Below are 12,857 nucleotides of genomic sequence, written 5' to 3'. Positions count from 1 at the left end.
GCCGCAGTACACGCAAGACAGCGCAGGTATAATCTCGCGATGAATCCGAATTCCTCTCCTTACCGTCCGATTCAGGCGCTGCCCGATAACCTGATCTCTCAAATTGCTGCCGGCGAAGTCGTCGAACGGCCGTCTGCCGTCGTCAAGGAAGTGCTGGAAAACGCGCTGGATGCGGGCGCCAGCAGCATCACCATCCGGCTCGAAGAAGGCGGCGTCAAACGGATAGCGATCAGCGATAACGGACGCGGTATACCGCAAGAGCAATTGCCACTCGCCGTGGCACGTCATGCAACGTCGAAAATCGCCTCGCTGACGGAGCTGGAAAATGTCGCGACCCTGGGATTTCGCGGCGAAGCGCTCGCCTCCATCGCCTCAGTTTCCTTGCTGACGCTGACGACCCGTACCGCCGATGCACCGCATGCGTGGCAGATTGAAAATGGTAAGGTCTCTCCGGCATCGGGTGCGCCAGGCACCACGGTCGATGTGCAGGATTTGTATTACAACACGCCCGCCCGCCGGAAATTTTTAAAATCAGAACAAACAGAGTTCGGTCATTGTGCGGAGGTTGTGCGCCGTATCGCGCTGGCGCGCCCCGACGTCTCGTTTTCCCTCACACATAATGGTAAAGCGGTTGATCACTGGAATGTCAGCGCAATTGATAAGCGCAGCGCGCAGATCCTCGGTGAGGCCTTTTCCAGCGCGCGTCTGCCACTCGATGAAAGCGCAGGGCCATTGCGCCTGCATGGTTTTGTCGGTTTGCCGACCGCCTCTAAAGCGCGTGCCGATGCACAATTTTTTTATGTGAACGGCCGCTTTGTCCGTGACAAATTATTGACCCATGCGGTACGCGCTGCCTATCAGGATGTGTTGCATGGCGATCGCTATCCATCTTATGTTCTGGCGCTGGATCTTGATCCGGCACTGGTCGATGTGAACGTGCATCCTTCAAAAATCGAAGTGCGGTTTCGCGATAGCCGTGCCGTTCATCAATTTGTATTTCATGCCGTCAGCCGTGCACTGGCGCAGACATCTGCCACTGCTTTCGGCACCGTTCCGGCACCCGCCACCGCAGCATCAGCATCATCCGTATTAGCAGGAAAAGCGATACCCTGGATTGCCGGTGAACAAACGACGTTTGCGGCGCAATTCGCAACGCCGTCCCCCTATGCGAACGCAGGCAGCAGCACGCCGAATGCTTACGACCAATGGGGTCGCAATCAGTCAGGTAGCGGTAACGGTGTCGCGCAGAATCTGCAAAGTTATGGCGCCATGTTCAGCGACAGCACCCGCGCAGAAAATGCCGCTCCCACACAAGCACTGCCGGAAGATGAGCATCCTTTAGGCTTTGCGCTGGCACAACTGCACGGTGTGTATGTACTCGCACAAAACAGCAAAGGTCTGGTACTGGTGGATATGCATGCCGCACATGAACGCATCTTGTATGAGCAGCTCAAGAATGCGCTAGACGAAAACGCCATGCCTGTGCAACCGATGCTGATACCGGTGACCTTTTATGCTGACGCAATTGAAGTCGGCACTGTCGAAGAACATCAAGACACATTAAAAGCACTGGGGTTTGACATGGCGGCGATATCGCCCACCACGCTGGCTGTGCGCGCCGTTCCAGCATTGCTTAAAAATGCCGATGCACAATCACTCGCACGAGACGTATTGCGTGAAGTCCGTGAATTCGGCGGCTCACGCGTCCTGATTGACAGACGCAATGAATTGCTCGGCACCCTTGCCTGTCATACAGCGGTGCGGGCCAATCGCAGCCTCACCGTTCCGGAAATGAATGCGCTGTTGCGTCAGATGGAGCAAACAGAGCGCGCTGATCAGTGCAATCATGGGCGACCAACATGGGTGCAACTTGGTCTGAACGATCTCGATAAAATGTTCTTGCGTGGCCAGTAAATTCTAACCATCGTGAACTATCAACACCGTTACCAACGACATTAATTATAAAAACGGAATTAGCATGAACACCTCGAATGCCGCCAACGTCATCGCGATCATGGGGCCGACCGCATCCGGCAAAACCGCCGCCGCGCTGGAAATCGCCAGACACATTCCGTCCGAAATTATCTCTGTTGATTCGGCACTGATTTATCGCGGCATGGATATCGGCACGGCCAAACCCTCTGCCGAGGAACTCGCCAGCGCACCGCATCATTTGATCGATATTATTGATCCGGTGGAATCGTATTCCGTCGCGCAATTCCGTAAAGATGCAGAAAGACTGGTCGCTGATATTCAGGCGAGAGGTAAATTGCCCATCCTCGTTGGCGGCACCATGATGTATTTCAATGCGCTGAAACACGGCCTCGATGATCTGCCCGGTGCCGATCCCGCGTTACGAGCAGAACTGGATGCCGAAGCAGAACGCATAGGCGTACCGGGTTTGCATGCGCGTCTGGCGACCCTCGACCCTGAAACGGCCGCACGGCTGAATCCCAATGACAGTCAGCGTATTCAGAGAGCGCTGGAAATCATCACACTGAGCGGACAGGCTATGTCTGCATTGCTCGCCCGCCAAACTAAAACCGGGCCAGCGTTCGACATGCTGCCAATTTCGCTGGAACCCTCTGATCGCAGCGTTCTGCACCGGCGTATCGCAAGCCGCTTCGATCTGATGCTGCAAAATGGCTTTTTGGAGGAAGTGAAACAGTTAAAACAACGGCAGGATTTACACGCAAATCTGCCGTCAATACGCTGTGTCGGCTATCGTCAGGCATGGGATTATCTCGATCATCTCTGCACTTATGAAGACATGCGGGAACGCGGCATTATCGCCACCCGCCAGTTGGCAAAACGCCAGCTCACCTGGTTACGCTCCATGCCAGAGCGCATATTAATAGATTGCCTGAGCCAGAATCCATCACAACAAATCCTGCATCTGGTACAACAGGAGATGGCAAGAAAGTAGTCAAGAAACAGTAATTCGACACTTATTTCATGAAAAACCGCTTGTTTTTTTGCAAAATACCCGATGAATTCCATAAAAACAGATGCCTGGTATTGACACCAGAACAGCCAACTGACATAATCTAAGGCTTCTTGGTGATATAGCTCAGCTGGTTAGAGCACAGCACTCATAATGCTGGGGTCGGTGGTTCAAGTCCACCTATCACCACCAGAATTCAAGGGCTTACAGCGATGTAAGCCCTTTTTTCTTTCTGCATCCCCTGGGGCCGTTGATTGCGACACAAATCGCCATGATTGGACGAACCCGTCAGTGAAGCTTGACACCCAAACAAGCAAAATATAGTATCGGGCACTCTTGGTGGTGGGATAGTCGATCAGATACACCTGATGCGTTTTTTGAAGTAATTAAAACGTCCGCATTACGCTCTGGCTGATGCGGTTTTTTTATGCCAATTCAACGCAGTGTTTTGATCAGGCGACCGGCCATCATTTATCGCCAGCCCGCGCGCATGGTTTCGTTTCAATCACTACTTCGCTTGTTATGTCTGCCCGATACACTCAACCTAAGCTATCCCTTCTATTTCTCGCTTTGCTTGCCCAGTTGAATCAGGCTTCAGCACAACAGTCCACAGATCCGGGCATTCAGAACGGTGGCAATTTACAATTCATCGGCGAAAATTCGCGCATCGGCATCGGCTATCAAAATGGTGGCGCATTTATGGGCGAACTGTTTGGTGTGTTATCAGACTCAGGGACAAATGTCTGGCTGGGTGAAGTATGGCTGAGCAATAAATCTGGCGGCGGCAAACTGAGTTACCACTCGCAGCAACAAAATTCTGTCGTCAAGTATTTTGCGGCAATCGACCAGAATGAGCAAAAGGATAAAAAACTCAGCATCGGTATTGGTCAGGAAAATCAGGATTGGTTTGGTCATGTGTATGCCAGTTATAGCCCCGGCAATAAACGGCTGTTACAAAACACGCTGACAACGACGATTACAGAACAAAACGGCAATGACGCCGGGCGCGGATATATTGATACCATCACCACAACCACAAATACGCGTCTGTATGAGCGTGCCTATGATTATGGCGTTGGTGCCCGCGCGGGGCACTACTATACGGAAAATGCCGTGCGTGTCAGCGCCGGACTTGATTACGAATGGGGCAAAGCCAGCAGCAAACAATTCGGCGTGAGCTTCACTGCGGAAAAGTTCTTTGTTGGTACGCCGCACAGTCTGGCACTGCAAGTTGGTCAGTATCGCAAATCGGGGGATTTCGACAGCCAACAAAATGATCGCCGGATTAATCTGATGTATCGCTATAGTTTTGGCGGTACCAGCAGTCGCTTTGAGCAAAAATACAGGATGGTTGAAGTACCCGCCGCACCAACAGCTCCGACTATTATTCCTGCCAGAACCGAGCAGCGCCTGGTCAAAACAACGACCACCATGACTGGTGATGCGTTCTTTAAAATCGATAGCGCCGGGTTGACGGATTTTGCAAAACAGGAATTAGCGAAAATCGCTGAAACCTTGAAAAAATATCCGCATGAAGGCAATGTCAGAATTACCGGACATACCTGCGATATTGGCTCTGTCAGCTACAACCAAAAACTGTCGTTATCACGTGCGGTGGCCGTGCGGGATTACCTGATCTCTTTGGGTGTGGTAAATACCGAAGAAGTTGTGGTTGAAGGCAAAGGCAAGTTGGAGCCTAAGTATCCAGCAACCAAAGAAACGCGCGAAAAAAATCGCCGGGTGGATCTCGAGTTTGTCAGCCGCATCGATAAAACTGAAGTCATAGAAATACCAGAACAGGTTCTGCCTGCGCCGGCGGCGGAAGTCACTTACAAACGCGAGGATATTTCTCAAGAGCCGGCATGGATACGCAGGGCACTGCGTAACTCGGTAGAGCATAAACGCACAGTCGATACGTATCGCTATCAGGAAAAAACTCAAACCGAAACTAAAACCAGAAATTACCTAAATCGCGCGCCACAAGCGGCCAGCGACAGCGCCAGCACACAGCAAAATCAATCCGTCGTGATCGACGTTTTAAGTAACGACGCTGATCCGGATTCGGATGCAATCACTATCAGCACGGTCGGCAACGCTGCGCACGGAACGGCGACGATACAATCGCAAAAAATTCTCTATGTTCCGCATCCCGATTACAGCGGTAATGACAGCTTCACTTACACCATCAACGATGGTCGTGGCGGACAATCCACCGCGCAAGTCAATGTCAGCGTTGCCGCTGCGAATAAGGCACCAGTCGCGAATGACGATACATTCACCGTCCCGGGTAGTTCGGACATCGTTCTTGATTTGCTCGCGAACGACCGTGACCCTGATGGCGATCCATTAACCATTTCTGCAATTACCGCTTTATCCGGCAACAACGGCAGCGTCCGTATTTCCGGTAACAAGGTCATTTTCACTCCGGGCAGCAATTCTTTACCCGGTAGTTTCCAATATACGATCAGCGATGGTCGCGGTGGAAAAGCAAGTGCGCAAGTCACTCTCAACGTCATTGCTCCTCCGGTAAATAACGCACCTATCGCCAGAAATGATTCCTTCATCGTTCCCGGTACCACTGAAACAACGATCGATCCACTCGCCAACGATAGCGACCCTGATGGCGATCCTTTGACACTCGTGTCGGTCACACCGATGGCAGGAAATACGGGCACACTCCGCATCTCAGGTAACAAGGTGATTTTCTCGCCGTTCGGCAGCTTTATACGTGACAGTTTTCAGTACACCATCAGCGATGGCAAAGGAAAAACAGCAACGGCGACGGTGACCCTGGTCGATCCCTGATTTGTGCTGCGCTTAAACTAAAAAGACAAGCAACGATACTTTTTTGCTTGTCTTTTTTTCTTGATATCACGCAGTGCGTGGTTAGCCAATCAGGATTATGATAAACATTCGGACAACTGTCGCGCATCTCCCATGGGCATTTTTTATACTCCTGTTGATATCAGTTTATGCATTTTTGCAATGCTGGTCGCACTGGTTCTGCTCGGAGTGGAAATCCGCAAAATCCCCTGGCAGCGCTTGCAGGAACCTACCGTTTTTTCCGCCTGGTGTGCCAGCATCATTGTGCTGATACTGCTATGGCGTATGCGCGTTCCCGTTCATAAAGATCTGCATCTTCATCTGATGGGGGTCGCCTTATTTGCACTGATGTTCGGCAGATCACTGGCGATCTTAGGAATCGCAGTTGCCACGCTGGCATACACCGCAGAATACGATGGTATATGGCTGAATCTCGGTGCGAATATTCTTGTACTGGCAGTCTTCCCCAGTTATCTGAGTGAACTGATACTGAACAAAACCCGCCAGTATTTACCTCATCACATGTTTGTGTACTTATTTGGTAATGGTTTCTTTGGCTCACTGGTCGTCAACGCCAGTGCAGGACTACTTGCTCTGACAGCGCACATGCTGCTCGCACCAGTGAAAATTATCCCTGGCGACGCAATTGCCTACATGCTGTTACTGACGTGGGGTGAAGCTTTTTTAGTTGGTTTTCTGACGACAATTTTTGCAGTTTATCGCCCTGAATGGCTGTTCACTTTTGATGACAAAATTTATCTGACCGGGAAATAATTTCATCATTTCCCAGCATTGTCTCAGATTGCCTCAGATACTCAGGCACGACAGAATCGACACAAATTGTGTGATCTGCCACACCTGTAAACATTCTTAACGCGTGCCGAACCAGGCGCCAAACGCTGGTAATTCCAAGGTGTTGCTGTTCAGTGTTCCGGGCAAATTGTAGCCCTCGAGCAGCATTGCTCCTGCCACTTCCGGCCATACAAAATTGACAGTCTGATCACCTAAATTAAATGCGGCAAAAATCGTCGGCTCGCCATCAAGTTGGCGACAAAACGCTAATACAGGTTCCGGCGCGTCAAAAAAATGAATCTCGCCGAGTATCAGTTGTCGATGCTGCTTGCGCCAACGCCATATGTGACGCGCATACGTCAAAGCAGAATCCGGATCTTGTTCCTGCTGCGATACCGCTACAGCGAAATGTTCAGCTGGCACTGGCAACCACGGCTTACCGCTGGTAAATCCGCCATGCGGCTGATCGGCGCGCCATGGCATAGGAGTGCGACAGCCGTCGCGCCCTTTGAACTCCGGCCAGAAGGCAATTCCATAAGGATCCTGTATATCCTCATACGCAATATCAGCCTCGGTCAGCGCCAGCTCATCCCCCTGATACAGACATGGTGTGCCCTTCAGCGCTGCCTGCAGTGCCATCATCATTTTTGCAAATTGCGGTGTAGCTGCATCGCCGCCCCAACGTGACATCACGCGCACCACGTCGTGATTACCTACCGACCACGAAACCCAGCCACCTTTCACCCGCGCTTCAAATTCCTCTACCTGAGTGCGGATATATGCCGCAGACACGTCAGGCGTCAGTAAATTGAAGCTGTACGCCATATGCAGTTTATTGTCGTCGGCGGTGTATTCAGCCATGACGCCGAGCGAGTCATCGGCACCGACCTCACCGATCGCGATCGCGCCGTATTCATTCAGCAGACTGCGCATTTTTTCCAGAAAAGCGATATTCTCGGGCTGCGTCTTGTCATAAATATGCGACTGCATACCGTAAGGATTATTGTCTTGCACCGTCTTGGTATCGCGCTTAGTGGCCGGAGGATTACTGCGCAAAGAACGATCGTGAAAATGAAAGTTACAGGCATCGAGGCGGAAACCATCAACGCCACGTTCCAGCCAGAAACGCATGTTGTCCAAATGCGCCTGCTGTACATCAGGGTGATGAAAATTCAGATCTGGCTGACTCGTCAGAAAATTATGCAGATAATATTGACGGCGGCACGCATCCCATTGCCAGGAAGAACCGCCAAAAACAGAGAGCCAGTTATTCGGCGGCGATCCATCTGCCTGCGGATCTGCCCACACATACCATTCCGCCTTGGGATTATCACGGCTTTGACGGCTTTCCACGAACCATGGATGCTGGTCCGAACAATGCGAAAGCACCTGATCAATCATGACTTTCAAACCCAATGCATGCGCCCGTTCGAGCAAACAGTCAAAATCACTCAGCGTCCCGAACAAAGGATCAACATCACAGTAATCTGCCACGTCGTAACCAAAGTCTTTCATCGGTGAAGTAAAGAATGGTGAAATCCAGACGATGTCCACGCCTAGCTGCGCGATGTAATCCAGTTTTGTAGTAATGCCTGGCAGATCGCCAACACCATCACCATTGGTATCCAAAAAGCTGCGCGGATATACCTGATAAATCACCGCTTCGCGCCACCACTGCGAATGGGAATCAGATTGCTGAACGGAATTAGCTGAGATCGATGTAGGAAACATAGTAAGCAAGAATAAAAGAACAATACGACATCAGTGTGTAGCGTGATCAGCAAGCGATAATTTTTCCGCCAATATCGCAGACACGCCCAGAAACGCCGGGTATTCCGCAGTGATAAGGAAGGTCGGAATAGCCGCCAGATAATTTGCAAACCGCCCTTTCGCCTCGAAACGCTGACGGAAAGACGATTGCATAAATAAATCACCGAGACGCGGCACGATGCCACCGCCAATATAAACACCCCCGGTCGCACCTAAAGTGATGGCAAGATTGCCAGCCGCTGTTCCCAGCATGCCACAGAAATGTGCAACGGTCTGGCGACATCTGACGCAACTGCCGTCAAATGCGCGACGACTGATATCGGCGGCGGACAAACTGGCATCCGCACCATCCGCGTGTAATTCACCCAGCGCGCGATAAATAATTTCCAAGCCCATACCCGAGATTAAGCGCTCAGCGGAAACATGTGGAAATTCCCGCCAGATCACTTTCAATAAATCGACCTCTGCCGCATCGGCCGGAGAAAAGCTGGCATGCCCGCCTTCGCTGCTGAGAGGAATCCATTGCTTGCCAGCGGGTACGATACCGGAGACGCCGAGACCGGTACCAGGTCCGATTAAGCCTATTACCCGCTCTGGCTGCGCCCGCCCACCACCGATCTGTACGCGCTGATGATTTTCCAGGTAAGGCAAAGCCATCGCCAAGGCCGTAAAATCATTCACGACTAATAATGTCTGCAAATGCAAGGCATCGCGCAAGGCCTGAATAGAGAACGCCCAGTGATGATTTGTCATGCTGATCTGATCGCCATTAACCGGATTCGCAATCGCTATCGCGGCATGCTGAACAGGCTGCTGACAGATTCTTTGTACTGCATCGCTTTGCAGGTAGGCTGAGATCGCCAGATGCAATGTAGCGTAATCATTACACGCCAGTACCGCCACAGCCTCAAAGCGATGCGGCTCAGTTTCCAGCGCAAAACGCGCATTCGTCCCACCGATATCGGCAAGCAAACGTGGCGATGTGTAGTTTTGTTTTTTTAAATCTTGCACTGACTTCTCACCATTAGTATGAATAAGCTCAAATTGAAAAAATTTCTGAACAAGTTCAGATAAATTTATGTAACAATACTACATTCATCAAATATACCTGTCTAATATTTTTTAACTTACCAGACAAAATTTGTTGATTAATAACGCGAACCCATAGAAAACAAAGATTTTCTGGCGATATTCAAAAAATACTAAATGTAGTTGAACTACTTATTTGGAGACAAAAGTGCAGATAAGCAAGCACATCGTGTTGCCTTCGCCTGTACCAATCAGAACAAGAGCCGGACTGATCGTCTGTGTCAGCGCCTTAGCCTTATTCGTTTCGAATGCCACTTGTTCTGCAACATTGGCAGATACGGCAGATTCTGCACAAATCAACGCAAAGACAACTCCGCTTACCAGCATATCTGACGTACAAGATTGCGATCACCCATCGCATCAGACCATCCTGAATAAGACATCTATCCAGTCAGACGCCCGCGCCTACTGGCTCAATCGCGACTTTATCCAATGGCCAGGAAAAGACCCAAAAGGGACATTCGCCCTCTATGCATCAGCCAGCGGAAAACTGCGCATACAAAAAGGCTTGCCTGTCAGCGATGCCGATCTGAGAATCAGCACGACTACCCCAACTGCCACAACTACGGCTCTGCCAACAGACATCCGGCAACGATACAAGTTCATCGGCGAAGGTGCTTTGCTCAGGCATTCGCTGTCCGCGCAGACACTGGCAAATGTACTCACGCAACAGTTGATTCTGGTTCAGGAAAACGAGCGTGGCGAAGTCATTGATTTCACCTATGTACAAATCGCCGGTGTGATTGACGATCTGTATCAGACAGTTACTGAAGAGACAAAACTTGGTGTCACTGTGACCGCCTCGTCTGCAGATGGCAGCGTGCGGGCAAGTACCAACTTCCGTTTATGGGCGCCAACGGCACAACACGTCAGTGCCTGCATATATAAGACGGGAGCTAGCCATGCCAACGCACTGCTACCAATGACATTGGATAAGCGCACTGGCATCTGGGCAAGCGCAATAAATAAGGATGTGAGCGGCAGCTATTACCGCTATCTGGTCGATGTCTTCGTTCCAGGTGCAGGGCTGATACGCAATCGCGTCACAGATCCTTATTCCATCAGCCTGACCAGCGATTCGCGCCGCAGTTATATCGCCGACCTGCAAAATGCCACGCTGAAACCAGCCGGTTGGGATCAGCACAACATACCCGAGCGGGTAAAAAATCCGACAGACATGGCAATTTATGAGCTGCATGTGCGTGATTTTTCCATCAACGATAAAACCGTACGCCCCGCCTACCGTGGCAAATATCTGGCCTTTACCGAACCGGCATCGGCTGGCATGCGTCATCTGCAAGCACTCAGCGAAGCGGGTATCACCGATATCCACTTATTACCGATTTTTGATATTGCCACAATTCCCGAGCGCCACTGCGTCAGCCCTGACGTCAGCGGGGGCGCAGACAGCCTGCGTCAGCAAGCGACCATCAATGCGCGGGCCGGTAAAGACTGCTTCAACTGGGGCTACGATCCTTATCACTACAACGCTCCCGAAGGTAGTTATGCCAGCAATGCTGACGATGGTGCGACGCGTATTCTTGAGCTGAGAAAAATGGTGATGGCGCTGCATCAGGCTGGTCTGCGGGTCGGTATGGATGTCGTTTATAACCATACGGCGTTTGCGGGGCAACATCCGCAATCCGTCCTCGATCGTATCGTTCCCGGCTATTACCACAGACTGAACGCGCGAGGAAAAGTTGAAGATTCCACTTGCCAGCCCTGCGGCAACACGGCGACCGAAAACCGCATGATGGCAAAGCTGATGAGTGATTCTGTCAGATTATGGGCGCGTGAATATAAGATGGATTCATTTCGTTTTGATCTGATGGGGCATCAGCCTCGCGCGGTCATGGAGGAAATAAAAGCAGCATTGCAGACTGATAATGGCAGAGAGATACAACTGATAGGCGAAGGCTGGAATTTTGGTGAAGTAGCGAACGGCGCGCGCTTTATTCAGGCATCTCAGTTAGCATTGAATGGCAGTCAGATCGGCACCTTCAGCGATCGTGCCCGCGATGCCATTCGCGGTGGCGGGCATGGCGACAATGCCGCTGCCATCGTACAAAACAAGGGGTATATCAATGGCTTACTGGAAGCCGCCGACGCATCGCCAGCACTGTTAAACAATACAGTGCAGCGTAGTGCCGACATGGTGCGGGTGGGCTTGGCTGGTTCCATTGCGAACTACGTCATGCAGACCGCAGATGGTCAGACGAAAAAACTCAGCGAGATTGCATACAACGATCAGCCTGCCGGTTACGTCAGCTCACCAGCAGAAGTCGTTAATTATGTTGAGAATCACGATAACCATACTCTGTTTGACATCAACGCATTCCGGCTCCCCCTCGCCACGACCCACGAAGATCGAGCCAGAGTACAGATACTTGGCTTAGGATTGACGGCCTTCAGCCAGGGCATTGCGTATTTCCATGCGGGATCAGACATCCTCCGTTCCAAATCGCTGGATGGCAACAGCTACAATTCCGGTGATTGGTTCAACCGGCTGGACTGGACGTATCAACAGAATTACTTCGGCACCGGGCTGCCACCAGAAAAAGATAACGCACGTTTTTACCCCATCATGCGCCCACTGCTGGCCGATCAACGGATCAAGCCACGCCCGCAGGATATTGCCATGAGCCGCGATGCGTTTCGCGATCTGCTGAGAATACGCAGCAGCTCTGCATTATTTCGCCTGTCCAGCAGCGCAGATATACAGCAGCGGCTGCGCTTCTTTAATACAGGCCCGGAACAGAATCCGGCCGTCATCGCCGCCCATCTGAATGGCGAAAATCTTAGCACAGCTCACTTTAAAGCGGTGATGTATTTCATTAATGTCAGCCAGCAGGAGCAGCGCTTAGTCATTCCGGAACAACAAGGTCGCCACTTTCAACTGCATCCGGTACACCTGATGCATGGTGCTGGCGATCAGCGCATTGCCAATGAAGCGCACTTTATCAGCGAGAGTGGCGGCTTCATTCTCCCGGCGCTTAGCGTGGTTTGTTTTGTCGAGGTCAACTGAAATTGCCATCATCACAAAATCATGATCGTGCTACCGATATTAAGGCTTATATTTTTTCAGTCATCAAACAAAAGCAAAAAAGGCAACAAAGTGGACTGACTGGCGAATCCAACGCTGGTCAGCACTGGCAATAAAGAGGTATTAACAACAAAAAAAGGGACTATATGCAAAAAAAATCTGTCTTTGCTACAAAAAATATGAAAACTTTTCAGGCAGCAGACGAAATTTTTTATTCAACAGAGGTTATTATTAGCGCCTTCGTATTCTTAGCTTAAGGAGACAGTCGGAATGGATTTTTCAGATCGCCAGCAAGAGCCGGGCAAGAAGTTCCTGGGCATAGGGCTGGTCATAGCGTTTCACGTAGTGCTGGTGTATGCACTGCTCAATGGCTTGGGCACCAAGCTCATCGAAATC

General features: G+C 50.9%; 7 protein-coding genes and 1 tRNA gene. 6 read left to right on the top strand and 2 right to left on the bottom strand.

Annotation, left to right across the window (positions count from 1 at the left end):
- Window positions 1–39 precede the first annotated feature (39 nt).
- The 5 genes from mutL (at window position 40) to H8K26_RS16315 (ending at window position 6,541) form a co-directional block, all read left to right on the top strand.
- Window positions 40–1,914: a DNA mismatch repair endonuclease MutL gene (gene mutL, locus H8K26_RS16335; RefSeq protein WP_190480931.1), complete on the top strand. Its 1,875-nt coding sequence runs from the start codon at window positions 40–42 to the stop codon at window positions 1,912–1,914.
- 64 nt (window positions 1,915–1,978) lie between these two features.
- Window positions 1,979–2,926 carry a tRNA (adenosine(37)-N6)-dimethylallyltransferase MiaA gene (gene miaA, locus H8K26_RS16330; RefSeq protein ID WP_190480929.1) on the top strand — a complete coding sequence of 316 codons (948 nt, stop codon included), beginning with the start codon at window positions 1,979–1,981 and terminating at the stop codon, window positions 2,924–2,926.
- A gap of 133 nt (window positions 2,927–3,059) precedes the next feature.
- Window positions 3,060–3,136 (top strand) — tRNA-Met (locus H8K26_RS16325).
- 222 nt (window positions 3,137–3,358) lie between these two features.
- Window positions 3,359–5,749, top strand: coding sequence for an Ig-like domain-containing protein (locus H8K26_RS16320; protein WP_190480928.1), 2,391 nt, complete (start codon window positions 3,359–3,361; stop codon window positions 5,747–5,749).
- A 132-nt stretch (window positions 5,750–5,881) separates the two neighbouring features.
- Window positions 5,882–6,541 (top strand): energy-coupling factor ABC transporter permease, encoded by a 660-nt coding sequence (locus H8K26_RS16315; RefSeq protein WP_190480926.1) that lies wholly within the window; start codon window positions 5,882–5,884, stop codon window positions 6,539–6,541.
- A 96-nt stretch (window positions 6,542–6,637) separates the two neighbouring features.
- On the opposite strand, the gene H8K26_RS16310 is transcribed toward H8K26_RS16315, so the two are convergent.
- Both H8K26_RS16310 and H8K26_RS16305 read right to left on the bottom strand, forming a co-directional pair.
- The gene (locus H8K26_RS16310; protein ID WP_190480924.1) at window positions 6,638–8,290 is read right to left on the bottom strand and encodes an alpha-amylase family glycosyl hydrolase; all 1,653 of its coding nucleotides are present in this window, start codon (window positions 8,288–8,290) and stop codon (window positions 6,638–6,640) included.
- Window positions 8,291–8,320: 30 nt separating this feature from the next.
- Window positions 8,321–9,340 (bottom strand): glucokinase, encoded by a 1,020-nt coding sequence (locus H8K26_RS16305; RefSeq protein ID WP_317889284.1) that lies wholly within the window; start codon window positions 9,338–9,340, stop codon window positions 8,321–8,323.
- Window positions 9,341–9,587: 247 nt separating this feature from the next.
- Between H8K26_RS16305 and H8K26_RS16300 the strand changes: the two genes are divergently transcribed.
- A complete protein-coding gene (locus H8K26_RS16300; RefSeq protein WP_317889283.1) occupies window positions 9,588–12,443 on the top strand; it encodes an alpha-1,6-glucosidase domain-containing protein in 2,856 nt (951 codons plus the stop codon).
- Window positions 12,444–12,857: the final 414 nt, after the last annotated feature.

The organism is Cognatundibacterium aquatile (assembly GCF_014699135.1).
Lineage (GTDB): Bacteria > Pseudomonadota > Gammaproteobacteria > Burkholderiales > Burkholderiaceae_D > Undibacterium > Undibacterium aquatile.
The sequence above is the reverse complement of the archived record's forward strand: the minus strand, read 5'-3'. Positions and strand labels throughout refer to the sequence as shown.

Bases quoted from the DNA above. Each gene is read 5' to 3' on its own strand.
- mutL (WP_190480931.1), top strand. From the start codon at position 40: ATGAATCCGAATTCCTCTCCTTACCGTCCGATTCAGGCGCTGCCCGAT.
- miaA (WP_190480929.1), top strand. From the start codon at position 1,979: ATGAACACCTCGAATGCCGCCAACGTCATCGCGATCATGGGGCCGACC.
- H8K26_RS16320 (WP_190480928.1), top strand. From the start codon at position 3,359: ATGCGGTTTTTTTATGCCAATTCAACGCAGTGTTTTGATCAGGCGACC.
- H8K26_RS16315 (WP_190480926.1), top strand. From the start codon at position 5,882: ATGGGCATTTTTTATACTCCTGTTGATATCAGTTTATGCATTTTTGCA.
- H8K26_RS16310 (WP_190480924.1), bottom strand. From the start codon at position 8,290: ATGTTTCCTACATCGATCTCAGCTAATTCCGTTCAGCAATCTGATTCC.